The sequence below is a fragment of the Bradyrhizobium sp. Rc2d genome (assembly GCF_900099855.1).
Lineage (GTDB): Bacteria > Pseudomonadota > Alphaproteobacteria > Rhizobiales > Xanthobacteraceae > Bradyrhizobium.
On sequence record NZ_FNCU01000051.1, the window covers coordinates 1 to 24,698 of the forward strand.

The window sequence follows — 24,698 nt, forward strand, 5'->3', positions numbered from 1 at the left end:
ATTGGCGCAGCCTGTGGATGGGCTCACATCGGACAGCCATCGCTGGGGCTAAGATTATCCGAAAATCCGTGGTGGAATATCTCATAGCGATACTCAAACGGTGGGGGCCTCCATGCCCGCCATATTCGACCTGCTCTACCGCGAATACTGCCGCGCCCGCCTCGCTGAAATGCGGAAGCAGCTTCTGATTGCGGGACAAAATCCTGAAAGCCTAGAAGCCGATTATGATCGAGCTGATCAGGGCAGTCTTGGCAGGACAGACACGCAGCACGAAATCAGTTACGGCGCGCCGAATTGAAGCGGCCGCGATGGCTCTCCTCGATGCCGCAATAACTATCAAGCGGCGATGGCTCGGGAGGCAACAACAATGAACACACCCGAATGTTATACTGTCATAGTCGCTTGCGGCTCGTCCCTCATCATTGCCTTTTTGATGGCTCTCGGGGTTTGGTAGACGGCGGAAGGGCACGGCGCTTGCGCGCGGCGACCTCAAGGATCAGATGAGAAGTCAAAGCTCGACCAATTTTCAGGCCGCCACCCTATCTTCCTTCTCAGCCCCGCGCACCATGATCTTGAGCGCGTCATCCGGCAACGGTCGCTGCAATGCCTTCGCCTCGTCCCACGGGCGCGCATCCGAACGTCCCGTTCCTCATCGGGGGTCAGGATCACCGGGATTGCCCTGTACCCCGGGCTCAGCGATTTGACGAGCGCCTTGCCATGAAGCATCTGTAGCGCGTAGCGGCGCAAAATGCGGGGCGGAAAAATGACAAACCTAGTCCGGTTCGCTGCGGTAGTCGCATCGATGGCCATCGGCGTGAGTGCCGCCTCGGCGCATCATCCCGGCATCGGCGGTATCGGTGGTTCCGGCGGTATCTTGACGATAGGCGCTGGCACCCTCGATGATGGGCAGTTCGCTTTTTCCGCTTTCGTCGATTATCTTCGGCTCAAGCAACTGAGCGAACCGACGCTGCTCGCGAACGTCGGCAACAATGTCCATGGTCTGCAAACAGTCGAAAGCTACGCTGTTGCGTTTGCCTATGGCTTTACCAACGATCTCACAGTGTCAGTGCGCCTGCCATGGGTGCGCCGCACCGGCATCCTCGAAGCCGTGCAAGAAGATCCGGCTGCTCCCGCCATGGTGCGTGACCGTGGCAATACATCGGGCTTCGGCGATGTCACCTTACTCGGCCAATACCGCTTTCTGAATAATCAGGTCAGCGGAACGCAGGCGGCAGTGTTGTTTGGCGTCAAAGCGCCGACGGGCACAACCGACCTAGTTGATAGGTTTGGCGAACTATTCGAGGCCGAATTTCAGCAGGGATCGGGCTCTTGGGACGGGCTTTTCGGTGCGGCTTTAAGCCAGCGCTTAAATCCAGCCTTGAGTTTCCATGCCAATGTGCTGGCGATTGCTGCCGGCACCGGAACGCAAAACACCAATCTCGGAAACCGCTTTCTTTACAACGCCGCGCTTTCCTACCGCGTCTTCGGCGAGAGTGCGAGTGAGCCGCACTCGCACGATCTGCGAAATGCCTATGCGCATGCCGATCATGACCATCCGCCAATGGTCACGAAGGCTCCGGTGGTCGCCGCTCCGCACGGCCACGTGGCGCTCGACGCCTTACTTGAGATCAACGGCGAGTGGCATGACAAGCAGCGTATAGCCGGCGTCATCGATCCGAATTCGGGCGGCAACACGATATTCGTCTCGCCGGGCCTTCGGCTCACGGTCGATAACTGGTCAAGTTACGCGATGGTCGGCATTTCCAATCGTAAACAACTACAACGGCGTTCAAGCGACGCCCGCGTGGCGGGCTCTGGTTGGAGTGTCCGCTGTTTTCGGGCCTTGACCCACATTGGATCGAAGCGTGAACCGCGATACTGCCGACCAAGCGTTTGACTAGATGGCAAGACCGCGCGGTTGCCTAGCGGTGATGCTCCCTCGTTTGCACATTGAGCCGCCTGCGCACATGACCCACCAAGACCCGCGAGATCGCGCCGTATCCGTGGGTGCATCGAGATGAGGATCGCTGGATGCCGGGCAATTGAGGCGCGGCGGCGGGATCAGGGAGCGCAGCGCGTCGTGGCGGATGCTGATAATGACCACCGGACGGCCGACTAAGCGGCGTCCGCGGCTGTGATCTCGGCGGCTAACATAAAAATGTTCCCCTTTGAAGGATATTTGATGCGCGATTGAAACGCGCACCGCCGCTCGCCCGTTGGTGGGTAATCGAAACTGCTGGCGGAGATCCCCATGACCGACGAGGATATGCTCGTCCTGGCCGGATTGGCCGGCTTAGCCTGGTGGACATACGTCTTTCTGCCTCTGGTCTTTTTCTATACCTGAGGACGGGTTGTTTGATGGATGTCGTCCCCGCTGATGTCGCGCGATTGTCAACTGGTGGTGAGCCGTTGAGGGCAATGCCACGCTGAGCCTCGCGTTGTGCACCGTTTCAGTGCATCGCAATTTTCGCGCGACTTGCGCACTAACGTCGCGCTTCGAGAGCGATGGTCATTGCGCAGCATCGCATCTCATTTCTGTACGCCGTGCAACATATCCTCTTTAGATCCGGATAATTTCGGGCGCCCCTCCGGCAACAGCAGGTGCGCACCTTCACTCGACCACCTTCCACTGATACGTCTCGGCAATGTCATGCGTCGTCAGATGCGACAGTCGCGACACGACGCGCGACGGCATCGCCAACATATCCGCACGGATTGCGAGCAGCACACGCCTGCCACTCGGATTTCCACAGCTACCGCGATCGGCCCACTGGAAAAGCCCGACCCCGGCGAGGCGGGATCGGGCCGACGATCAGGCGATCAGAGCGCGGCTGTCAGGCGACGAGCCGCAGCCCGGTGTCCGGTTCTCGCAATGGTGCAGGCTCGGCGATGATCCGCCGCAGTTCTGCGGCCCACGCGTGCAGGACTTCCCGTTTTTCTTTCACCTCGCGATCCTCGGCGTGCACGTAGTGCTTGCCGGTGACGGGCGGGAGCTTGATGCCGTCCTCCGTCATCACGCGATGATCCAAGCAAAGCGCAATCTTCGCCATCGGCTGACCGATCCGACGCGCCCAACTCGCCGCTGTCCGCCGCAGATCGTGCGGCGTGAACGGCTTCAACCCGAGCAACTGGCAGATGCCGGGCGTCCTCACCTTGCCTTTGCGCTTGTCGCCACGCAGCGCGTCGGCCATTGCCTTGCGGTGCATCGGCTTGTTGTCGAGCGGGCTGGCGAATATGAAATCCTTGTTGTTGCCCTTCAAGGCTTCCCGGACGATCTCCACCGCGAGGCTCGGCAGCGGCTGTTGGATCATTCGCCGTTTCTTCACCCGCTTGAGTGGCACGTCGAAGCGCGGTTGCTCGCCATCGAGGTCGATCAGTTCGTTGCGGTGCGCGCCGAGCAGTTCGCCCGAGCGCAGCATGGTCGCCAACTCGAACTTGAGCGCGAGCCGGGTCCTCCGGTCCCATGACGCCATCAGGTCGTCGCGGTCGAGGCCGTGCCAGAAAATCCTGATCTCGTCCTCGGTCAGCACGCGGGTGCGCGGATGCTCCGGGTCGAGCGGCTCCAGATCACTGCAAGGGTTGGCGGTGATGTACTCGCGCCGCAATGCCCACCGGAACATGCCCGATGCCGCCTTGCGCATGTGACGCGCGTTGCTGACCGACGGCTTGCCGCCGTGCCGACCCGCCACGATGTCGTCCGACAACGCCTGAATGTCGCCTCGGGTGACATCGGCCGCGATCTTCCGGCCGAGCTTCGGGCCGATGAAGCGGCGCAGATGGCTCGCCGTGTTCTCCCAACTTTCCAGCCGGGGCCGCATCTCGCCGTCCGCCTTGCGAACCGGCGTCTGCATCCACTCGATCCGCTCCTCAATGATCTCATCAACGGTTTTGCCCCGCCGCGCCTTGAGCACCTTCTGCTGCCGCAGGCTCTCGGCGATGTTCTCGCCGTTGCCGATCCGCATTCTCAGGGCATAGACCTCGGTGCGGGCATGCTCGACGGTGAAGGTTTCGCGATTGTAGATGCCGAGCCATTTGGACCGTTGCTTACCGGTGGCCGGGTCGGTGAACTTGAAATTGAAAGTGGCGATGCCTATCGGGATGATGCTGACATAGAGGCCGGGGCATTTGCGGTCGTAGATTTTGGTCCGTTTGGCAACGCGCTTTTCGCAGAGGCGGTCGGTCAAGATGACGCTGCCATTGCGGGCGCGCTTGCCACCGGAGGCGGTGGTGATGGTAGTATCCATTCGGTTTCGGCTCCTAAGGCTTGGGACCAAAGGGCTCGGCTTGGGCCTTTCAGTTTTGTCGTGCGGACGCTGAAAGACTTAGGGCCGGGCCCTAGATTTGACGAAACCCACCGAAGCGTCCCGAAACAGGCTAGACAAAAAGGGCTTGTTTTAAAGGGTTTTTGTAGTCCCGGCGGGTCTCGCCGATTGACAAAATATAGACGTGTGGTCCTGGCCGTCGTTGCTACGGTCAAGCTCTGGCGGATGCGGCATTCGTGTCAACCGGCGCGGTGCCGGCGACTTTCGCTGGGGTGAGGGAGGCCAGAAGGAACTCGGCTCCCGGGAGAGCGCGGCATAAGCCGTCCGACCACTGCGCAGGGAAGGCCGTGTGTTCGGCTTCACCTGTATGCCGCTGTGCAGTTTTTCTGCGTGTGCCTTCGCACAGCGGACCGTGGGTGCCAGCCGGCACCCGGCCTTCCCTGCGCCCTCTTGGATAAGAGGGTGGAGAGATGAAGCAAAGCTCGGGCGAAAAGCGCCGCGAGGAGGCGAACCTGTGTCTGCGACCACACGCGCCGTCATCCCCCGGCTTGACCGGGCGATCCAGTACTCCGAGACGGCAGTGATTGAACCGAGAGGCCGCGGCGTACTGGATTCCCCGCATTCGCGGGGAATGACAGCGTCATTTGGAGGACGACGGCGATGCTCCATACTCCGTCATTGCGAGGAGCCCTTGCGACGAAGCAATCCAGAGTCTTTCCGCGGAGGGATTCTGGATTGCTTCCGCCTACGCCAAGGCTTCGGCGGACAAGTCGCTGCGCTCGCAATGTTGAGAGAGCGAGCGCCACGCTGCGCGCTCGTACACCGGACGGACACGAGAGCGTCCCATCACCACGAAATCGGTATTCTCTGCGCAAATCCACCCAAATCCGAATCAGGACCCAACGGCTGGCGGTCGAGCGGCCGGTTGTTGTTCTCGCGCGCGAACGAGGCGCCCGGCGGCAAGGCATAGTCGCTGAACTTGCGCTCGCCGGGGAGCACCTCGGTCCCGCCATCCAGCCAGGACCGCTTGCTGACATAGAGCCGCGTATGCGGACTGGACCGGTAGGAACGATTGGGACCGTGCGGGCCATACTCATAAACGGCATTTTGTGCCGTTCGCGATTGGTCGCGCTTGCCGGTGGTGGCGGCATATGCGGTGAAGGTCGAAGCGAGAAGGGCGACCAGCACCGCTCTGGTCATGGCAATCGTGTTCATCGGCAAACATCCTTGCGGGTTCCTGATGTCGCCGCCTCTCGCACCGGCTTAAGGGCCTGTAAAGAATCCGGGCGTTGCGCGATGTTGCTGAACGTCAGCAAGGGCAAGCCGCCTGCGCGGCAGCTTCGACGCCGGTCGGTTGCCATTGACAGCCCGCGCGCTTGTCGTGGCCTCCACATTCACGCCACTGATCAACCAATCAAATTCAACGACCGGAAACACTACAGCAATCTCAAAGCCACACCGCGGCCACAGCCGTCTCGTTTCAGAGCAGGCGAGGTACTGTTGAGGTGTGGAATGTCGTTTTTGCGGGCCTGGCTGGTCGTTGCGGCGGTGAGTGGCGTGTCGATTGCAATCTCACTGCCGCTTGCGCTGTTGCCGCGGCCGGCGGCCGCGCAGGCGGTGGAGACGATCGTCGTCGAAGGCAATCGTCGCGTGGAGGCCGAGACGGTCCGCTCCTACTTCAGGCCGGGGCCCCGCGGGCGTTTCGATCAATCGGCGGTCGACGAGGGTCTCAAGGCGCTGATCGGGACCGGCCTGTTTCAGGACGTGAAGATCAACCGGGCCGGCGGCCGCATCGTGGTGTCGGTGGTCGAAAACGCCGTGATCGGTCGTGTTGCCTTCGAGGGCAACAAGAAGATCAAGGACGAGCAACTCTCGGCCGAGATCCAGTCCAAGCCGCGTGGCACCTTCTCGCGGGCGCTGGTGCAATCCGACACGCTGCGAATCGCCGAGATATATCGCCGGTCCGGCCGTTACGACGTGCGCGTCACGCCTGAAATCATCGAGCAGCCGAACAATCGCGTCGACTTGATCTTCACGGTCGAGGAGGGCGTCAAGACTTCGGTCAAATCGGTCGAGTTCATCGGCAACAGCGCGTTCTCGTCCTATCGCCTGCGCGACGTCATCAAGACGCGCGAATCGAACCTGCTGAGCTTCCTCGCCAGCGGCGACATCTACGATCCCGATCGCGTCGAGGCCGACCGCGACCTGATCCGTCGTTTCTATCTCAAGCATGGTTTCGCCGACGTCCAGGTCGTGGCCGCGCTCACCGAATACGATCCGGAGAAGAAGGGCTTTCTCGTCACCTTCAAGATCGAGGAAGGACAGCAATATCGGGTCGGAGCGGTGAATTTCCGCTCCAGCATTCCCAATTTCGATGCAGGCTCGCTGCGCACCTATTCGCGCGTCAGCGTCGGCTCGCTCTACAACGTCGAATCGGTCGAGAAGTCGACCGAGGAGATGCAGATCGAGGCCTCGCGCCGCGGTTACGCCTTCGCCGTGGTCCGTCCCGGCGGCGACCGCAATTTCGAGACCCACACCGTCTCGGTCGTGTTCAACATCGACGAGGGCCCGCGCACCTATATCGAGCGCATCAACCTGCGCGGCAACACCCGCACGCGCGACTACGTGATCCGCCGCGAATTCGACCTCTCGGAAGGCGATGCCTACAACCGCGCCCTGGTCGACCGCGCCGAGCGGCGGCTGAAGAACCTGGATTACTTCAAGAGCGTCAAGATCGTCACCGAGCCCGGCTCGTCGAGTGACCGCGTGATCCTGATCGTCGACATGGAAGAGAAATCGACCGGCGATTTCTCGATCTCGGGCGGCTACTCCACGACGGATGGCGCACTGGCCGAGGTCTCGGTCTCCGAGCGCAACCTGCTCGGCAAGGGACTCTACGCCAAGGCGTCCGTCAGCTATGGCCAGTACTCGCGTGGCATATCTCTATCCTTTGTCGAGCCCTACCTGCTCGACTATAGGCTGGCGCTCGGATTCGACACCTATTGGCGCCAGCAATTGTCGAACAGCTATACGAGCTACGGCGTGACGACGCTGGGCTTCTCTCCGCGCCTGGGCTTTGCGTTGCGCGAGGACCTCTCACTCCAGCTCCGCTACTCGCTCTATCAGCAGAGCATCACGCTCTCCAGCGCGTACAATAATTGTAACAACAGCGCATCGAACACGTCACTGGCCTTCAACCCGACGCCGGCCTACATCAAGAATGTTCTGGGCGGCGTCGACCCGACCAATTCCACGGACTCCGGCGTTTATGGATACGGCTGCTACGGCGACGGCGAATCGAGCTTGCCGGTCAGGAAAGAGCTGGCCAACGGCGCCACCTGGACGTCGGCGCTCGGCTACACCTTGAACTACAATACGCTCGACAACACCAAGAACCCCACCGACGGGTTGCTGATCGACTTCCGGCAGGATTTCGCCGGGGTCGGCGGCGATGTGACTTATCTGAAGACTGCGATTGACACGAAGTATTACACGCCGCTCGTGTCCGAGATCGTCAGCGTGATCCACCTTCAGGGCGGCATCCTCAACAAGATCGGCGACCAGGATCTGCGCATGCTTGACCATTTCCAGATGGGACCGAACCTTGTGCGCGGATTCGCTTCGAACGGCATCGGTCCGCGTGACATCACTTACTGGAGCCTGGGCGCGAGCGGCGATGCGCTCGGCGGCACGAAATACTGGGGCGCGTCGATGGAGTTGCAGATGCCGTTCTGGTTCCTGCCCAAGGAGGTCGGCCTGAAGGGCGCGATCTACGCCGATGCCGGCTCGCTCTGGGGCTATCAGGGGCCAACGTCATGGACGGCCACCGGCGAAGTCAACACGGCGGCCTGTCCGACCTGCGGGCTGCAATATGACGACGGCAATGTGGTGCGATCGTCGGTCGGCGTCGGCTTGATCTGGGCCTCGCCGTTCGGGCCGCTGCGCTTCGACTATGCCGTGCCGATCACCAAGGGCAAATACGACATCGTCCAGGAGTTCAGGTTCGGCGGCGGCACGTCGTTCTAGCGATGCGGCGCCGGCACCGCGCTTCTCTCGTCACGTGAAGCACGTCGCTCCATTTGATCGTGCGTTTGTGAAAACGTGTGAAGCTCGCCTCGTGCGCGCACGTGGACAGTCGCTTCCGGATGTTGGATAATGCGTACCTGAAATTGCAGGACACTGTGGCCTGCGCTCTGACTTCCACAGAAAGGCAAATCCGATGACGCAGGCAGGCGCCTATGGACAAAGGCTCGGGCAGTTCCTGCGTCTGAAGGAGGCGCCGCCGGCCCTGATCACGCGCTCGCTGCGCAGCGCCGAGCTCGCGGTCACCGAAACCCGGAATGATCGCCCGGTGCCCGGTCTGTCCGGTTCGCTGACGGCCGAAGACGCCTTTCTCGTCAGCCTGAAGCTTCACGACTACCCGGATTGCGAGCTCTGGGAGCGTGGCAAGTGTATCATGAAGGCGGACGTCCACGCCGGTACGACCTATCTCTACGATCTCAAGCGCGATCCGCGCTATGTGATCGACAAGCCGTTCCACTCGCTGTTTTTCTACATTCCGCGATCGGCACTCGATAGCATCTCCGAGCAGTGCAATGCGTCGCGCATCGACGAACTCGACTGTCAGATCGGCGTTGGCCATGACGACGGAATCATCCGCCACATCGGCGCGTCGCTGCAGCAAGGCCTGCGCAGGCCGGACGAGGCCAACCAGCTTTTCATCGACCACATGATGCTCGGGCTGACTGCCCATGTCGCCCAGACTTATGGCGGGCTCCAGCGCAGGGCCGGACCCACCCGCGGCGGGCTCGCTCCGTGGCAGGCGAAACGTGCCTGCGAGAGACTGGAATCCGACCTCGGCGGCAAGCTCTCGCTACAGAAGATCGCGACCGAGCTCGACCTCTCAGTCAGCCATTTCTCCCGTGCATTTCGAATTTCCGTCGGCCTGCCACCGCACCAATGGCTGCTTCATCAGCGGGTGAAGGCCGCCAAGCAGTTGATGACCGTTCGCGACCTGCCGCTGACGGAGATCGCGATCTCGGCCGGGTTCGCCAACCAGAGTCACTTCACGCGCGTGTTTTCCTCGATTGCCGGCGTCAGCCCGGCGGTGTGGCGCCGCGAGGCGCTCGGCGCCTTGCGCGCCGGGACGTGAGCCCGCTGATCTGGGGCGCCAGTGCCCTCAACGGCGTTTCGCCAGTGAAATGGCGTAGGCGGTGCGCCGCGCCGCAAAGATCTCATCCGGCGGATGACCGATGCCATCGGCGAGGTTGGCTGGATTGAAAATGGACGCGTCGCAAGCCTGGTTCGGTTCGAATCCCGTGATCACGATCGTGCCCAGGCGCACCTCTTCGCGGCTGTCCTCGTCCGGCCAGCGTATGGTCACGTCCATGACGGGGTCGCCGGGACGGTCGAGCAGCGCCATCACGTTGAAGCGGACATCGCCGGTGCCGATTCGTGTGTTCAGGTCGACGTGCAGGAAGTCGGCGGGCTTCGTCTCGGCTTCCTGCTCGGTCAGCGTGACGTCGTCGCCGACCGGGGCGACCTTGAACTTGACGAAGCGCGTCTCGCCTCGCGCGCTGGTCGCCGGAAAGGCGTGCACGCCCCAATAAGTCGTGCCGGCAAAACTCGCGGGCAGCGGGCGCGCGGCGACATAGTTCGCCTGATTGAGCGTTTCGGGATTAGCCGCCGAGAAAGCTGCGACCTTCGCCTCATCTGGCCTGCCGTCCGGCCCGGGGATGCGCGCCTCGAGGAAGGCCAGCATCTGCTCGGGCGTCCTTGCAAAATGCACGGGAGCGCTCTCCGTGAGGATGTCGGATCGATGATCCCCGTCGCCCAGTCTGAAGCTGAAGCCGCGCAGCACGCGGTTGGTATCAGCCACGTCAGGATTGCCGCCGCCTACCGAGAAGCGTGCCAGCACGCGCGACGGTCTCGTGAAGCTCTGCGATCTCGTGACGTCCCCCGCGCGGTCCGACGGGGTGTAGGTGCCGCGAACACACCAGCCCTTGGCGAAGCTCGCGCGCACTTTCGGCGGATTGCCGGCGACCGTCTTCAGGGCATCGACGATGGAGGCGGGTGTTGCGACGCCGTTCGGGCTCTCTGACAAGGCGGACCTCTCGCATGCGGGCCCCGCTTCTAGGCACGCTTCGGGTCATGAGTCTTTCCCAAAGCGGGCACGATTTGCCCGATCCCGCCACGATCGATCGGGCAGCGACAACCCGTATGCTCAGCCGCCGAGAATGCGACGGCAGGCGTCGACGAACACCTGCGCGCCGGTGACGATGTCGGCATCGGCGGTGTTCTCGGTCCAGTGATGGCTGATGCCGCCGATCGATGGCACGAACAGCATCGCCGCGGGCATGATCGTTGCAAGCATCTGCGCATCGTGCCCAGCGCCGCTGGGCATGCGGACGGATCGTCCGCCGGCCAGGGCCTTGCTCGCGGCTTCGATGGCATCCTGAAAGCCGGTGTTCATCATGGCCGGCGCCCCGGTGCGCAGTTTCTCCACGGTGACGGTGCAGGGCCCCTTCGCGTTGACCTCGTCCGCCATGGTCCGCAGCAACTGCTCGAGCCGCGCGATGACCGCCGGGTCGTCGTCGCGGATCTGGAACAGCATTTCTGCTCCACCCGGAATGATGCTCGGAGCGCCGGGATCGAGCGTGATGCGACCGGTGGTCCACACCGTGCGCGGGCCGCAGGCATCAGGGAAACGTTCATCGATCGCGACACAGAATTTGGCCAGCGCCAGGCCGGCATCCTTTCGCACGGCCATGCGGGTGGTGCCGGCGTGGTTCTGCTCGCCGACGAAATTGATCCGGTATTGCCAGATGCCAACGATGGAGGTCACGACGCCGATCGCGAGGCGGCCGCTTTCAAGCGTGTCGCCCTGTTCGATATGCGCCTCCAGATACCCGACGTGCCGGCCTGGCGGGGCGGTGATGCGCGGGCGCCCCGAGAGCCCCATCTCGGCGAGTGCATCGCGCATGGTGCGGCCGCTGGTGCGGTCGCGGGCAGCATCGACGTCGGCCTCGGTCACCTGGCCGACATAGGAGCGCGAGCCGAGGAAATGCCCAAAATGTCCTTCCTCGTCGCACCAGGCGGCGACCTCGACCGCGCCCTTGAACGAGGGATCGGCATTGAGCACGCGTGCGGCTTCGAGCGCATAGACGACGCCGAGTGGACCGTCGAGCCAGCCGGCGTAATTCTGGCTTTCCAGATGCGATCCCGCCAGCAGCTTCGGCCCGGGTTTTGCGGAGGTACCGAAGACATTGCCGATGCCGTCGATCGCGGCCGAGAGGCCGGCGTCGGGCAGCTTCCGCACCAGCCAGTCCAGCGAAAGCTTGTGTGGCTCGGAGAAGGTCGGCTTGTGCACGCCGGTCTTGTAGGCGCCGATGGCGCGCAGCGCATTGAGGTCGGCGAGGACGCGCTTCCCGTCGGCGCGGGGCTGGGTGTCAGGCATGTTCGGCAACTTTCAGCGCCTCGGTGCGGATCTCCTCGACCAGCCGCTCCTTGAGCTGGACGAATTCCGGCGTGGTCTTGATCTTGTAGGAACGCGGATGCGGCAGGTCCACATGGATCTCGGCCTTGATGCGGCCGGGGCGCGCGCTCATGACGATGACGCGGCTGCCGAGGAAGATCGCCTCCTCGATGTCGTGGGTCACGAACAACACGGTCTTTTGGTCGCGCTCCCAGATCCCGAGCAGCATCTCCTGCATCAAGGCACGGGTCTGGTTGTCCAGCGCGCCGAAGGGCTCGTCGAGCAGCAGGATTTTCGGATCGTTGGCGAGCGCGCGGGCGATCGCCGTGCGCTGCTGCATGCCGCCGGAGAGCTGCTTGGGCCAGTGGTTCTCGAAGCCGGATAATCCGACCTGGCGGATGAAAGCGTCGGCGATCCTGTTCCGCTCGTCTTGCGACACGCCGCGCTCGCGCAGGCCGAAGGCGATGTTCTCGCGTACGGTCAGCCAGGGGAACAGCGTGTAGGACTGGAACACCATGCCGCGATCGGCGCCCGGGCCGGTCACCTCACGCCCGTCGAGCGTGACACGCCCGCTGGTCGGGCGATCGAGGCCAGCGACGATGCGGAGCAGCGTAGACTTGCCGCAGCCGGACGGGCCGAGGATGGTGACGAAGTCGTTGTTGCCGATGACGAGATCGGTCGGCTCCAGCGCCCTGGTCGGCGCATTGCCGTGGCGCGCAGGAAAGGTGCGCGAGACCTGCTCGATCTTGAGGATCGTCATGCGAGCCTCCACGGAAACAGCCAGGCGTTGAACGCCTTGAACATGAAGTCCGAGAGGAGGCCGATCAGTCCGATCACGATGATGCCGAAGATGATCTGGCCGGTGTTGAGCAGCGCCTGGCTGTCGGTGATCATGTGGCCGATGCCCGAGGACGAGCCGATCAGCTCGGCGACGATGACATAGGTCCAGGCCCAGCCGAGCACCAGCCGCAGGATCTCCGCGATTTCGGGGGCGGAGGAAGGCAGCAGCACGCGGCGGATGATGCCGCGGTCGCTGGCTCCGAGTGTATAGGCCGCCTCCACCAGATCACGCCGCGTCGCTCCGACCGTCACGGCGACCATCAGGATGACCTGGAACACCGAGCCGATGAAGATGACCAGCAGCTTCTGCAATTCCCCGATGCCGGCCCAGAGGATCAGCAGCGGAATGAAGGCGGATGCAGGCAAGTAGCGCGCGAAGGAGACGAACGGCTCCAGGAACGCTTCGACCGGCTTGTAGGCCCCCATCAGCACGCCGAGCGGCACAGCGATGATTGCCGCGAGTGCAAAGCCGCCGACGACGCGCCAGACCGTCATGCCGATGTCGTACACGAAGCCCTGCTTGGCTAGCAGATCATAACCTTCCTGCACCATGGTCAGCGGGTTCGCGAGGAACGTCTTCGACACATGGCCGCCGAGCGTCGCCCAGGACCAGAGGGCAACGAACAGCACGAAGAATGCAAGGCCGTACGCCATGCGTTGCTTCGATGTCACGGGATCCAGGGGACGCATCAAACTGTCTATCCGAATAGTCGATCATGTGCCGGCTCCGCCTCCTGGCGGAACCGGCAGCTTGCAGAAGTTACTTGATGAAGCTCGCGTCGAAGAGGTCCTCGACCTTCGGCGCGGTCTTGATGATGCCGATCTCGAGCAGGAGCTCGGCGGCCTCCTTGTTGAACGTCAGGAAATCGCCGGCAAAGAACTTCTGGTTCGCGGCCTTGTCCTGCCAACGCAGATATTTCGCCGAGTTGCCGAACTGCTCGCCGGACTGCTTCACGTCGGCGCCCATGATCTCGTAGGCCTTTGCCTGATCCTTGGCGATCATGTCGAGCGCCTCGAAATAGCTGTCGGCGAGCGCCTTGGCGGCCTTCGGGTTCTCGGTGAGGAACTTCGGCGTGCAGCCGAACGTGTCCATGACCATCGGGTAGTCGAGCGTGGTCGCGATGATCTTGCCCTTGTCGGGCGCGGCGCGAACCGTCGAAAGATACGGTTCATACGTCATCGCGGCATCGTTCTGGCCGGAGACGAAGGCCTGCGCAGCCGCAGCCGGCTCGAGGTTGACGACGGTGACGTCCTTCACCGACAGACCGTTCTTCTTGAGCATCCAGGCCAGCGCGAAATAAGGCGAGGTGCCGGGCGCGGAGGCCGCGACGGTCTTGCCCTTCAGATCCTTGATCGAAGCCAGGTCGTTGCGCACGGCCATGCCGTCGGCGCCGTAGCTCTTGTCGAGCTGGAAGATCTGCTTGGTCGCAACGCCGTTGGCGTTCCAGGAGATCCAGGTCTCGACGGTCGTTGCCGCGCACTGGACGTCGCCGGAGGCGATCGCGAGGTGACGGTCCTTCTGCGGGATTTTCTTGATGGTGACGTCGAGGCCATTCTTCTTGAAGATGCCGGCCTCCTTCGCCAGCGTCAGCGGCGCGAAGCCGGTCCATCCGGAGATGCCGATGCCGACCTTGACGTCGTCGGCGAGCACCGGAGTGGCGGTCGCGAGGGCAATGATTGTCACAAATACTTTCGAACTACGCATGATTGTCGTCCTCTTGCCGATCGATGGATTGACGTCCTGTTGATCCTTGTCGGTCCATTTGGACCGTTGCCCGAAGCATTGCACGAACTGTGCCGACATTATTCTCTCAGCCTCCCTTGAATCGGGCGACAAGGCGGTGAGAGTCACCGGGATAAAGCAACCGCACCGCGGTGATGGTGCGCGCGCTGCGCCAGGTATAGCGGTCGATCACGAGGCAGGGCGCGCCGATTGCGATGTCGAGCGCCTTCGCCGCGCGATCATCCGCAACGATGGCGCTGATGGTATGCTCGGCCTCCGTCCATGGCACATGATGTAGCAGCCACGAGCCCGGCGGCTCGCGCGAGAAATCCGCGGTCGCAGCATTCGGCACGGACGACAGATCGATCAGTCTGTCCTCGACGGCGAAGGGCACGTTGTCGGCGCTGTGCCGGCAGGCGATCGCGACCACCTTGCCGGCCTTCTTGACGCCGAGGCGGTCGCGGTCAGCGGCGGTCGCCGTGCGCAGCTTGCGGCCGATCAGCTCGTAGCCGTAAGCGCGGCCGAGCGCGATGATTTCGGCGCGGATGTCGGCGATCTTGAGCACGGCGGACTGGTGCAGCGGGCGGCGCACGAAGGAGCCGGCGCGCCGCCGTCGCTCGATCAGGTCGGCCTGCGCCAGCTCCGACAGCGCCTTGTTCACTGTCATGCGCGAGCAGCCGTAGCGTGCGACCAGCTCGTGCTCAAAGGGGATGCGATGCCCGGGCGGCCATTCGCCGGTCAAAATGCGCTTTTCGATATCGGCGCGGATTCGCTTGTAGAGCGTGGGCTTGTCGCTCGCATCGGTCGCGAGGCTCATGCGACGAGCCTCCGGATGGAGGCGTTGAAGCGCTCCCGTGCGGCTTGGCGCAGCTTGTGCCGGCCATTCTCGACGACCTTGTCGCCGCCGGCCCAGACGCAATCGATCGCGCCGCCGCCGGCCGCGAAGATCCAGCCGTCGATGATGGCGTCGCGTGCGCGCCCCGCCAGCGACGGATGTGCCGTGTCGAGCGTGACGATGTCAGCGCGCGCACCCGGCGCGAGGCCGACGGTCGTCTGTGCCATCGCCTGCGCGCCGCCCGCGAGCGCTTGATCGAACAGCGTGCGTCCGGTCGAGCGCCCCGCGCCGCTGGAGAGTACGTTACGCTGACGATGCTTCAGACGCTGACCGTATTCGAGCTGGCGCAACTCGTCGGCGACGCCGATCAGCACGTTGGAATCGGTGCCCACACCGAATGCGCCGCCGGCGGCGAGGAATTCGCGCGCCGGAAAGATGCCGTCGCCGAGGCTTGCTTCGGTGATGGGGCAGAGACCCGCGACCGCGCCGGTCTTGGCGAATGCAGTGACTTCCTCATCCGTCGTGTGGGTGGCGTGGATGAGGCACCAGCGTTGATCGACGGGCGCGTGCTCCAGCAGCCATTGCACCGGCCGCCGGCTCGACCAGGCCAGGCAATCCTCGACTTCCTTCACCTGTTCGGCGGCATGAATGTGCACCGGTCCGCCATCGGCCAGCGGAATGATCGCGGCGAGTTCGTCCGGCGTCACCGCGCGCAAGCTGTGCGGCGCGATGCCGATATTGGCGCCCGGCAATGTTGCGATGGCCGTCCGTGATGCAGCCATCAGGGCGGCGAACTGATCGACCGAGCAGATGAAGCGGCGCTGGCCGCCATGCGGCGCTGCGCCGCCGAAGGAGCCATGCGCATAAAAACTCGGCAGCAGTGTCAGTGCAATGCTTGAAGCTTCGGCAGCCTGTGCGATGCGCGCGGCCATCTCGCCGAGATCAGCGTAGGGCGAGCCATCGCGATCATGATGGAGATAGTGGAATTCGCCGACGCGGGTAAAACCCTGCTCCAACATCTCGACATAGAGCAGCGTCGCGACCGCCACGACGTCATCCGGCGTCATCGCCAGCGCGAAGCGATACATCGTCTCGCGCCAGGTCCAGAAGGTATCGGTGCTGTCGCCGCGCAACTCGGCGAGGCCCGCCATGCTGCGCTGGAACGCGTGGCTGTGCAGGCTCGCCAATCCCGGAAGCGCGATGGCGTGGCGCTCGTCGCCGGTCGCCGGCGCCACATTCGGCGTCACCGCCGCGATCGCGCCGGCGGTGACGACCACCTGCACGTCATTGGCCCAGCCCGAGGGCAGGAGCGCGGAGGCGAAATGCAGTCGGGTCATGATTACACGCCGGCTGGACAGAACCGCCCCACGATTATATGTCTAGACATATAAGTCAAGCATCCCACGAAGGGGCCGTTGCATGGCAGAGCGCTTCGACCGGATCTGGCACAATGCCCGGCTCGCCACGATGCGGGCTGACCGTCCTGACCTTGGCGAGATCGAGCGGGGCGTAATCGCCACGCGCGGCGGCCGTATCGTCTATGCGGGTGCGCAGACCGAGTTTCCGTCGGATGCCGATGCGGCCGAGAGGATCGATTGCGAGGGACGCTGGATCACGCCCGGCCTCGTCGATTGCCATACCCATCTGGTCTATGGGGGCAACCGCGCGCACGAGTTCGAGCTGCGCCTGAAGGGGGCGAGTTACGAGGAGATCGCGCGCGCCGGCGGCGGCATCGTCTCGACGGTGGCTGCGACGCGGAAGGCGAGCGAGGCCGAGCTCGTCGCAGGCGCGCTGCCGCGGCTCGATGCGTTGATCGCCGAGGGCGCAACCGTGGTCGAGATCAAGTCCGGCTACGGCCTCGATACCGAAACCGAGATGCGTCAGCTTGCCGCCGCGCGCAGCCTCAGTGGCCAGCGGCCGGTTGCGATCCGCACCTCCTTCCTCGGCGCGCATGCACTGCCGCCGGAGGCGGAGGGCAACAAGGATCGCTACATCGATTTGGTCTGCAGGGAGATGCTCCCCGCGGTGGCCAAGGCTGGCCTTGCCGACGCGGTCGACGCCTTCATGGAGGGCATAGCGTTCTCCGCCGAGCAGACCGAGCGGGTGTTCGAGACGGCGAGGGGGCTTGGACTGCCGGTCAAGCTCCATGCCGATCAGCTCTCGAATCTCGGCGGTGCTGCGCTTGCCGCGAAATTCTCGGCGCTCTCTGCCGATCATCTCGAGCACACCGACGAAGCCGGCGCTGCCGCGATGGCGAAGGCCGGAGCGGTGGCGGTGCTTCTGCCCGGCGCCTTCTACTTCATCCGCGAGACGCAAAAGCCGCCGGTCGAGACGTTTCGCAGGCTTGGCGTGCACATGGCGCTGGCGACCGACTGCAATCCGGGCAGCTCGCCGCTGACCTCGCTGCTGCTCGTGATGAACATGGGGGCGACCCTGTTCCGGATGACAGTGACCGAATGCCTTGCCGGCGTGACGCGCGAGGGGGCGCGGGCGCTTGATGTGCTGGATGAGACCGGCACGTTGGAGGCCGGCAAATGGTGCGATCTCGCGATCTGGGACATCGAGCGGCCGGCCGAGCTGGTCTACCGCATCGGCTTCAATCCGCTGTACGGGCGGGTATGGAGGGGGCAGTGACGGAGCAGGACACAGCGATCGTCGTCAGACCGGGCACGGTCGGTCTCGATGATCTCGCGTGTGTGCTCGATGGTGCGCCCGTCGTGCTCGATCCCTCGTTCTGGCCGCGCGTCGAAGCCGCGGCGGAGATCGTCGCAAGAGCCGCGTGCGCGGATGTCCCGGTCTATGGCATCAACACCGGCTTCGGGAAGCTTGCGTCGAAGCGCATTCCGCCGGACCAGACCGCGCTGCTCCAGCGCAACCTGATCGTCTCGCACTGCTGCGGCGTCGGCCCCGCGACACCCGAATCGATCGTGCGGCTCATGATGGCGCTGAAGATCGTCTCGCTCGGCCGCGGCGCCTCCGGCGTCCGCCGCGAGGTGATCGAGCAGCTGCAGGACATGCTGGCGCAGGGTGTCTATCCGCTGGTGCCGCAGCAGGGCTCCGTGGGCGCCTCCGGCGATCTTGCACCTCTAGCGCATATGACGGCGGTGATGATCGGCGAAGGGCAGGCGATCGTTGACGGGAAAACTGTATCAGGCGCTGAGGCACTAAAGGCCGCCGGTCTCGCGCCGTTGACGCTTGGCCCCAAAGAGGGCCTCGCGCTGATCAACGGCACGCAGTTCTCGGCCGCCTATGCCATCGCCGGCGTGCTGCGCGCATTTCGCCTCGTTCGCGCCGCGCTGGTCACTGGGGCGCTGTCAGTCGATGCGGCGATGGCCTCGACGGCGCCGTTCCGTCCCGAAATCCAGGCGCTGCGCGGTCATGCCGGGCAGATCGCGGCGGGCGCGACGCTAACGGCGCTGCTCGACGGCAGCGACATCCGCCTGTCGCATCTCGAAGGCGACGAGCGCGTGCAGGACCCTTATTGCCTGCGTTGCCAGCCGCAGGTCGCGGGCGCGGCGCTCGACCTGATCACGCAGGCGGCGCGCACGCTGATCATCGAGGCCAACGCCGTCACCGACAATCCGCTGGTGCTGGTCGAGACCTGCGAGATCGTCTCCGGCGGCAATTTCCACGCCGAGCCGGTGGCCTTTGCCGCCGACGCGATTGCGCTCGCGCTATCGGAGATCGGCGCGATCAGCGAGCGGCGCATCGCGACGCTGGTCGACCCCGCGCTCAACTTCGGCTTGCCGCCGTTCCTGACGCCCGACCCCGGCCTCAATTCCGGCTTCATGATCGCCGAGGTCACGGCGGCCGCGCTCTATGCCGAGAACAAGCAGCGCGCGCTCGCCTGCTCGATCGATTCGACGCCGACCAGCGCCAACCAGGAAGATCACGTCTCGATGGCCGCACATGCCGCGCGGCGCCTGTCCGACATGGCCGACAATCTCACCGCCATTCTCGGCATCGAGCTCCTGGTTGCCGCCCAAGGCATCACGCTGCGCGCGCCGCATGCGACCAGCGCGCCGCTCGTTGCTGTCATTGCCGCGCTTCGTGAACAAGTGCCCGCACTCGGTGCCGACCGCTACATGGCAGGCGATCTCGCCAAGGCAGCTGCGCTGATCGAGGCCGACGCGTTGCCGGCCATCGCGATCACTGCACTTCCATCCGATCCGTTTCCGAGACTTGACTAAGAGGTCCGCATGAACCGCCGACTGGACAATGACCGTACCATCCGCGCGCCCCGCGGCAGCGAGATCAGCGCCAAGAGCTGGCTGACGGAAGCGCCCTTGCGCATGCTGATGAACAATCTCGATCCCGATGTGGCGGAGCGGCCGAGCGAGCTCGTCGTCTATGGCGGCATCGGCCGCGCCGCGCGCGACTGGGAGAGCTTCGACCGGATCACGGCGGCCTTGCGCAAGCTCGAAAACGACCAGACCTTGCTGATCCAATCCGGAAAACCGGTCGGTGTCTTCCGCACCCATGCCGACGCGCCGCGTGTCTTGATCGCGAACTCCAACATCGTGCCGCACTGGGCGACGCTCGATCATTTCAACGAGCTCGATCGGAAGGGCCTGATGATGTACGGCCAGATGACTGCGGGCTCCTGGATCTATATCGGCAGCCAGGGCATTGTGCAGGGCACCTACGAGACCTTCGTCGAGGTCGGTCGTCGCCACTATGGCGGCAGCCTCGCCGGCAAATGGATTCTCACCGCCGGCCTCGGCGGCATGGGCGGAGCGCAGCCGCTGGCCGCGACCATGGCCGGCGCTTCGATGCTCGCGGTCGAATGCCAGCCGAGCCGCATCGAGATGCGCTTACGCACCGGCTATCTCGATCGCCAGGCCGCAACCCTCGACGAAGCGCTTGCCATCATGGAAGAGGCCGCGAAGACGAAGAAAGCGGTCTCGGTCGGCCTGCTCGGCAATGCCGCCGAGATATTCCCGGAGCTGGTCCGCCGCGGTGTCAAGCCCGACATCGTCACCGACCAAACCAGCGCGCATGATCCGATCAACGGATACTTGCCGAAAGGCTGGACGCTGGCCGAGTGGGAAGCCAAGCGCGCCGCCGATCCGAAATCGGTCGAGCGTGCCTCGAAGACGTCGATGGTCGAGCACGTGAAGGCCATGCTGGATTTCCACGCGCAGGGCATCCCGACGCTCGACTACGGCAACAACATCCGCCAGATGGCGCAGGACATGGGCCTGAAGAACGCCTTCGATTTCCCAGGCTTCGTTCCGGCCTATATTCGTCCGCTGTTCTGCCGCGGCGTCGGGCCGTTCCGCTGGGCCGCGCTCTCGGGCGATCCCGAGGACATCTTCAAGACCGACGCCAAGGTCAAGGAGCTGATGCCTGACGACAAGCATCTGCACAATTGGCTCGACATGGCCAAGGCGCGCATCAAGTTCCAGGGCCTGCCGGCGCGGATCTGCTGGGTCGGCCTCGGCGATCGCCATCGGCTCGGCCTTGCCTTCAACGAGATGGTGGCGCGCGGCGAATTGAAGGCGCCGATCGTCATCGGCCGCGATCATCTCGACAGCGGCTCGGTGGCAAGCCCCAACCGCGAGACCGAGGCGATGAAGGATGGATCGGACGCGGTATCCGACTGGCCTTTGCTGAACGCGCTGCTCAATTGCGCCAGCGGTGCGACCTGGGTCTCGCTACACCATGGCGGTGGCGTCGGCATCGGCTATTCGCAGCACGCCGGAATGGTGATCGTCGCCGATGGCACGCCGGAAGCCGCAAAACGTATCGAACGCGTGCTCTGGAACGATCCCGCCAGCGGCGTGATGCGCCATGCCGACGCGGGTTATGACATTGCGATCGACTGCGCCCGTGACAAGGGTCTCGATCTGCCGAGCTTGGCGAAGTAGCCGCGCCTCAGGCCACGACCTTGGCGCCGGCGCCGTCGAGGCGCAGCTGTTCCTTGGCGAGATAGTCGCCGATCGCATCGGCCGGCATGGGCTTTGCGAAATAATAACCCTGGATGAAGTCACACCCCAGGCGGCGCAGGGTGTCGAGCTGAGCACGAGTCTCGACGCCCTCGACGACGCAGGCGATCTCCATGTCGTCGCACAGGCCCGTAAGCGATTTGATGATCTTGTAGCTCACGGGATTGTCGTTGATGTCGGCGACGAAGCTGCGGTCGACCTTGATCTTGTCGAGCGGCAGCCGGTGCACGTGGCTGAGTGAGGAATAGCCGGTGCCGAAATCATCCAGCGAAATGCCGCAGCCCATCGCCTTCAGCGTCGCGATCGACTGCTGCGCGCGCACGAAGTCGAAAGTGACGGCGGTCTCGGTGATCTCGAAATCGATCCGGTGCGGCGGCAGCCCGCTCTTCTCGATGATGGCGATCAGCGGCAGAATGCCTTCGGCCGCGCAGACATCGTGCGCGGAGAGGTTGAACGACAGGCGAATCTGGTTGGGCCAGGTCCTGGCGGTCGCGAGCGCGCGAACCAGCAGCGCCTGCGTCAGCGGCCGGATCAGGCCGATGCGCTCGGCAGCCGGAATGAAATCGGCCGGGGACACCAGACCAAGGCGCGAGCTATGCCAACGCGCCAGGACTTCGAAGCCGGCGGTGTGCTCGCTCATGGCGTCCACGATCGGCTGGAACACCAGGTCCATCTCGGTGCTGAAATCGGCACTGCGGAGCAAATTCTCGATGACGCCGCGGCTGCGGATCTCGGCCTCGAGCTCGCGCGAGAAGATCACGGTGCGGCCGCGCAGATGGCGCTTGGCATGATACAGCGAGTAGTCGGCGCATTCATAAAGCGCTTCCGACGTCGTCGCCGAGGTCGGGAGCAGGGCAAAACCAATCGAGCAGGACAGCCCGGTATGGGCGGTGTCGAGCTGGTAGGGCAGCTTGACCTGGTTACCGATGCGCTCGCCGAGCCGCATCAGATCGGCATCATCGGGATCGCCGCACACGACGAGGCCAAACTCGTCGCCGCCGAGCCTTGCAAATTCCACGCGCTGCGGGCCAAAGCCCTCGCAGACTTCGCGGATGCGGCGGCCCGCCTCGATCAGGACGCGGTCGCCGACAGTATGGCCGTAATTGTCGTTGATCGGCTTGAAACCGTCGAGGTCGATGATTCCGACCGCGACGCGAACGCTCCTGCGCTCGGCATCGGTAAAGGCGCTCGACAGCTCGGCGAAGAAGCGGCGGCGGTTCGGCAGCTCGGTGAGGGAATCGAGATTGGCAAGGCGGAAGTTCTCGTCCGAGAGCGCCTGTGTCGCCGCCTGCTGCGCAAGCAGCGACTTGCGGCTCGCGACGAGATCGGCGAAGTCGCGGTAGTAGATGAACAGCACCGTGACCATCGCGCCCGAGACCAGCAAATTGTTGACGGCGATCGCCTTCAGCGTCGGCTCGCCCGTAGCGAAGAAGAACAACACATAGGGCACGTCGACGATCAGCGTCACGATCAGCGCCGCCGAGCGTAGATGCATCAGCGAGAAGATGCAGCCGATCACGGTGACCGCCATGTAGAAGGCGACCTGGCTCTTGGCGAACGGATCGCCGTAGGGGTAGAGCGCGAAGGACCAGACGGTGAAGCCGGCGCCGATCGGCAGTGTCAGCCAGTTGGTGGCGCGCAGATTGCGCAGGATGTCGGCATCGCTGCGCACGAGGTGGCGCTGACGCAGCCACCAGAACGTACGGAGCGCTGCGAGCACGGTCAGCACAGAAGGCACGATCATCGTGAGCCAGTCCGGCGCCACGTTCACATAGGTGTAGGCGACAGCGATCGAGTTGCTCATAAGTAGGAAGTAGAGGAGCGGGACCTGCTTGGAGAAGGCGTCGAACTGCGCGCGTGTCAGATCCGGGTTGTCGGCGGGCACGCGAAACAGCCGCATCGCGGCGGCGAGATGAGACTTCAAATCGGCAACAGGCATTGCAATACGCGCCCCGGGTCCTTCAAAACCGGGCGATCTTGCATGGCGCGGGTAAAGGTCGCGTTAGGTGGGTTCCGCGGGAAAAGCCAGCGCAGGTTGCACGTGACTGCGGCATTTTCCGTCGGCGTGCATTGGTGAGGGTCTGTTAAGGATGTTGCGGCGGCAGAGCCGGGCGCTTCGCCGCCGGTCAACGCCGTGCGGCTACGTTCTGCTAACCATGTGCGGCGGCATAACGTATGCCGCACCACGCCTCCATTCGGGCGACGGTGTGGTGCGGCGTTTGATAGCCGCTATTTTTTCTCCAGCGCGGCCGTCTGCTTGGCGAGTTGCTTGTCGAACTCCTCCGACAGGCCGGTGACGTAGGTTGTAAGCTCCCCCGGCGCGACGAACGGGTTCGGCGCGCCGTCCTTCATCTGGGCGCGCTTGGCCTGCATGCCATAGACCTCCGGATGCGGCCCGAGCAGCACGTCGATCTTCATCGCCTTGGCCTTGGCGAATGTCGCGCGATAGTCGTCGACGATGCCGGGATAGGTCGGCTGACCGACCAGCCTGTTCAGCGCAACCGTGCCACTACAGAAGAACAACACCTCGCGGTTCTGATCGCCGTCCTTGACGCTCATCTCCCAGCTCGTGCAGCCCGGCGAGTGGCCGGGCGTTGCATGCGCCGTCAGCGTGACGTCGCCGAGCGTAACCTTGTCGCCTTCCTTCACCGTGCGGTCGACCTTCACCGCTGGGAAGGCGAGGTCCTCATTCTTCTCGTCGCCGGGATAGTAGCCGCCTTCGAGCAGCGGCTTGTCGCGCTCGCCGGCGATCAGCTGCGCGCCGGTCTCCTTCTTGATCTCGGCAAAACCGCCAGTGTGGTCGAGATGCGCATGCGTGTTGAGGATGATCCTGATGTCGGAAACCTTGAAGCCGAGCTTTGCGATATTGTCCTTGATCATGCCGGTCGACTGGGGCATCGCGGTATCCATCAGGATCAGGCCCTGCGATGTCTTGATGACGTAGACGGCGATGCCGCCGGTTCCGACATAGTAGATGTTGCCGATGAGCTGGAACGGCTCGAACGGCGCTGTCCACTTCTGCATGGCCGTCGCCAGGAAATCCTTGATGGTCTGCGCCTGCGCGCCCGTTGCGAACAATGCCAGCGCGCACAGCGCGGCCGCGAGCTTCGTCATAGTTTGCCTCCCACAGTGTTCTTGTCGTTTGATCGGGCGCGGAACTCGTGTGGCTCGACCGGTGCGCAAGTTACGTCGTGGCCGGCGTTGCGGGCAACTGCTTCGTGCCTGGAAATATGGATGTGCCGCGCGGGAACAACGCCGGTCGGCCGAAAGCGGTGCGAGACGCCTAGCGCCCGATCGTCACGCCGGCGGTCGAGCGCATGGCGTCCCGGAGGCTCGTCGCGTTCATGTCGTCGAGGACCTGCCGCGTCAGCACGGTGGTCTGGCCGGGCGTGTTGAGGATCGTCTCGCCGTGCGAGGAAGAGAGCCGATCGGCCTTGTAAGGCGCGGCCGGATCGGTGGCAGGAGCAGACGCATGACGTGGCCGTTTGCCCGCGGCCAGAGCGGGCTGCGAGATGCAGAAGGCGGCGATCAGGATCAGAGACAATGACCTTGCGCGCATATGCGATCTCCCATGTCGGGACATCAACCTAGCACATCGCATCGGTGTGCCGCAGAA

General features: G+C 63.9%; 19 protein-coding genes. 7 read left to right on the forward strand and 12 right to left on the reverse strand.

Annotated features, from left to right (window positions below; genetic code table 11):
• The first annotated feature begins 112 nt into the window (after positions 1–112).
• Complete coding sequence (locus tag BLV07_RS37825; protein ID WP_176946030.1) at positions 113–298, forward strand: hypothetical protein; 186 nt, start codon at positions 113–115, stop codon at positions 296–298.
• 504 nt (positions 299–802) lie between these two features.
• Positions 803–1,897, forward strand: a complete 1,095-nt coding sequence (locus tag BLV07_RS37830) for a transporter (RefSeq protein WP_176946031.1) — start codon at positions 803–805, stop codon at positions 1,895–1,897.
• A 937-nt stretch (positions 1,898–2,834) separates the two neighbouring features.
• Here BLV07_RS37830 and BLV07_RS37835 read toward each other — a convergent pair.
• Positions 2,835–4,184: a tyrosine-type recombinase/integrase gene (locus BLV07_RS37835; RefSeq protein WP_244551356.1), complete on the reverse strand. Its 1,350-nt coding sequence runs from the start codon at positions 4,182–4,184 to the stop codon at positions 2,835–2,837.
• A gap of 924 nt (positions 4,185–5,108) precedes the next feature.
• The gene (locus BLV07_RS37845; RefSeq protein WP_091896304.1) at positions 5,109–5,477 is read right to left on the reverse strand and encodes a hypothetical protein; all 369 of its coding nucleotides are present in this window, start codon (positions 5,475–5,477) and stop codon (positions 5,109–5,111) included.
• 297 nt (positions 5,478–5,774) lie between these two features.
• Here BLV07_RS37845 and bamA point away from each other — a divergent pair, with 297 nt between their 5' ends.
• Both bamA and BLV07_RS37855 read left to right on the forward strand, forming a co-directional pair.
• Entirely contained in the window at positions 5,775–8,288 is a 2,514-nt protein-coding gene (bamA, locus tag BLV07_RS37850) for an outer membrane protein assembly factor BamA (RefSeq protein ID WP_091896306.1), read from the forward strand.
• 193 nt (positions 8,289–8,481) lie between these two features.
• A complete protein-coding gene (locus BLV07_RS37855) occupies positions 8,482–9,414 on the forward strand; it encodes a helix-turn-helix domain-containing protein (RefSeq protein WP_091896309.1) in 933 nt (310 codons plus the stop codon).
• A gap of 27 nt (positions 9,415–9,441) precedes the next feature.
• Here the strand turns inward: BLV07_RS37855 and BLV07_RS37860 are convergent, their stop codons facing one another.
• From BLV07_RS37860 to BLV07_RS37890, 7 genes are all read right to left on the reverse strand, one after another.
• Positions 9,442–10,365, reverse strand: a complete 924-nt coding sequence (locus tag BLV07_RS37860) for a catalase family peroxidase (RefSeq protein ID WP_091896312.1) — start codon at positions 10,363–10,365, stop codon at positions 9,442–9,444.
• Between the two features lie 120 nt (positions 10,366–10,485).
• Positions 10,486–11,718, reverse strand: coding sequence for a Zn-dependent hydrolase (locus BLV07_RS37865; RefSeq protein WP_091896315.1), 1,233 nt, complete (start codon positions 11,716–11,718; stop codon positions 10,486–10,488).
• Positions 11,711–12,496: an ABC transporter ATP-binding protein gene (locus tag BLV07_RS37870; protein ID WP_164939435.1), complete on the reverse strand. Its 786-nt coding sequence runs from the start codon at positions 12,494–12,496 to the stop codon at positions 11,711–11,713. The genes BLV07_RS37865 and BLV07_RS37870 overlap by 8 nt, the downstream gene beginning before the upstream one ends.
• Positions 12,493–13,266, reverse strand: a complete 774-nt coding sequence (locus BLV07_RS37875; protein ID WP_091896321.1) for an ABC transporter permease — start codon at positions 13,264–13,266, stop codon at positions 12,493–12,495. Before BLV07_RS37875 ends, BLV07_RS37870 begins: the two co-directional genes overlap by 4 nt.
• Before the next feature lie 70 nt (positions 13,267–13,336).
• Positions 13,337–14,281 carry an ABC transporter substrate-binding protein gene (locus tag BLV07_RS37880; protein ID WP_091896448.1) on the reverse strand — a complete coding sequence of 315 codons (945 nt, stop codon included), beginning with the start codon at positions 14,279–14,281 and terminating at the stop codon, positions 13,337–13,339.
• A 106-nt stretch (positions 14,282–14,387) separates the two neighbouring features.
• On the reverse strand, positions 14,388–15,116 hold the full coding sequence (gene hutC, locus BLV07_RS37885; protein ID WP_091896324.1) for a histidine utilization transcriptional repressor HutC: 729 nt from the start codon (positions 15,114–15,116) through the stop codon (positions 14,388–14,390).
• Positions 15,113–16,471 carry a formimidoylglutamate deiminase gene (locus BLV07_RS37890; RefSeq protein WP_091896326.1) on the reverse strand — a complete coding sequence of 453 codons (1,359 nt, stop codon included), beginning with the start codon at positions 16,469–16,471 and terminating at the stop codon, positions 15,113–15,115. The genes hutC and BLV07_RS37890 overlap by 4 nt, the downstream gene beginning before the upstream one ends.
• 82 nt (positions 16,472–16,553) lie before the next feature.
• On the opposite strand from BLV07_RS37890, the gene hutI reads away from it, so the two are divergent.
• From hutI to hutU, 3 genes are read left to right on the forward strand one after another with little or no spacing between them, the layout of a single operon-like run.
• Entirely contained in the window at positions 16,554–17,768 is a 1,215-nt protein-coding gene (hutI, locus tag BLV07_RS37895; RefSeq protein ID WP_091896329.1) for an imidazolonepropionase, read from the forward strand.
• A complete protein-coding gene (hutH, locus tag BLV07_RS37900) occupies positions 17,765–19,324 on the forward strand; it encodes a histidine ammonia-lyase (protein ID WP_091896451.1) in 1,560 nt (519 codons plus the stop codon). The genes hutI and hutH overlap by 4 nt, the downstream gene beginning before the upstream one ends.
• Positions 19,325–19,333: 9 nt before the next feature.
• A complete protein-coding gene (gene hutU / locus BLV07_RS37905) occupies positions 19,334–21,004 on the forward strand; it encodes a urocanate hydratase (RefSeq protein ID WP_091896332.1) in 1,671 nt (556 codons plus the stop codon).
• A gap of 7 nt (positions 21,005–21,011) precedes the next feature.
• Here the strand turns inward: hutU and BLV07_RS37910 are convergent, their stop codons facing one another.
• From BLV07_RS37910 to BLV07_RS37920, 3 genes are all read right to left on the reverse strand, one after another.
• Positions 21,012–23,021 carry a putative bifunctional diguanylate cyclase/phosphodiesterase gene (locus BLV07_RS37910; RefSeq protein ID WP_091896335.1) on the reverse strand — a complete coding sequence of 670 codons (2,010 nt, stop codon included), beginning with the start codon at positions 23,019–23,021 and terminating at the stop codon, positions 21,012–21,014.
• 290 nt (positions 23,022–23,311) lie between these two features.
• Positions 23,312–24,196: a BJP family subclass B3 metallo-beta-lactamase gene (gene blaBJP / locus BLV07_RS37915; RefSeq protein ID WP_091896338.1), complete on the reverse strand. Its 885-nt coding sequence runs from the start codon at positions 24,194–24,196 to the stop codon at positions 23,312–23,314.
• A gap of 169 nt (positions 24,197–24,365) precedes the next feature.
• Positions 24,366–24,641, reverse strand: a complete 276-nt coding sequence (locus BLV07_RS37920; RefSeq protein WP_091896341.1) for a TonB-dependent receptor plug domain-containing protein — start codon at positions 24,639–24,641, stop codon at positions 24,366–24,368.
• Positions 24,642–24,698: the final 57 nt, after the last annotated feature.

What these genes read in the sequence shown, in the direction of transcription:
- blaBJP (WP_091896338.1), bottom strand. Translation starts at nt 24,196, where the DNA reads ATGACGAAGCTCGCGGCCGCGCTGTGCGCGCTGGCATTGTTCGCAACG.
- BLV07_RS37830 (WP_176946031.1), top strand. Translation starts at nt 803, where the DNA reads ATGGCCATCGGCGTGAGTGCCGCCTCGGCGCATCATCCCGGCATCGGC.
- bamA (WP_091896306.1), top strand. Translation starts at nt 5,775, where the DNA reads ATGTCGTTTTTGCGGGCCTGGCTGGTCGTTGCGGCGGTGAGTGGCGTG.
- BLV07_RS37920 (WP_091896341.1), bottom strand. Translation starts at nt 24,641, where the DNA reads ATGCGCGCAAGGTCATTGTCTCTGATCCTGATCGCCGCCTTCTGCATC.
- BLV07_RS37870 (WP_164939435.1), bottom strand. Translation starts at nt 12,496, where the DNA reads ATGACGATCCTCAAGATCGAGCAGGTCTCGCGCACCTTTCCTGCGCGC.
- hutI (WP_091896329.1), top strand. Translation starts at nt 16,554, where the DNA reads ATGGCAGAGCGCTTCGACCGGATCTGGCACAATGCCCGGCTCGCCACG.
- BLV07_RS37865 (WP_091896315.1), bottom strand. Translation starts at nt 11,718, where the DNA reads ATGCCTGACACCCAGCCCCGCGCCGACGGGAAGCGCGTCCTCGCCGAC.
- BLV07_RS37890 (WP_091896326.1), bottom strand. Translation starts at nt 16,471, where the DNA reads ATGACCCGACTGCATTTCGCCTCCGCGCTCCTGCCCTCGGGCTGGGCC.
- BLV07_RS37875 (WP_091896321.1), bottom strand. Translation starts at nt 13,266, where the DNA reads ATGCGTCCCCTGGATCCCGTGACATCGAAGCAACGCATGGCGTACGGC.
- BLV07_RS37855 (WP_091896309.1), top strand. Translation starts at nt 8,482, where the DNA reads ATGACGCAGGCAGGCGCCTATGGACAAAGGCTCGGGCAGTTCCTGCGT.
- BLV07_RS37825 (WP_176946030.1), top strand. Translation starts at nt 113, where the DNA reads ATGCCCGCCATATTCGACCTGCTCTACCGCGAATACTGCCGCGCCCGC.
- hutC (WP_091896324.1), bottom strand. Translation starts at nt 15,116, where the DNA reads ATGAGCCTCGCGACCGATGCGAGCGACAAGCCCACGCTCTACAAGCGA.
- BLV07_RS37910 (WP_091896335.1), bottom strand. Translation starts at nt 23,021, where the DNA reads ATGCCTGTTGCCGATTTGAAGTCTCATCTCGCCGCCGCGATGCGGCTG.
- BLV07_RS37845 (WP_091896304.1), bottom strand. Translation starts at nt 5,477, where the DNA reads ATGAACACGATTGCCATGACCAGAGCGGTGCTGGTCGCCCTTCTCGCT.
- hutU (WP_091896332.1), top strand. Translation starts at nt 19,334, where the DNA reads ATGAACCGCCGACTGGACAATGACCGTACCATCCGCGCGCCCCGCGGC.
- BLV07_RS37880 (WP_091896448.1), bottom strand. Translation starts at nt 14,281, where the DNA reads ATGCGTAGTTCGAAAGTATTTGTGACAATCATTGCCCTCGCGACCGCC.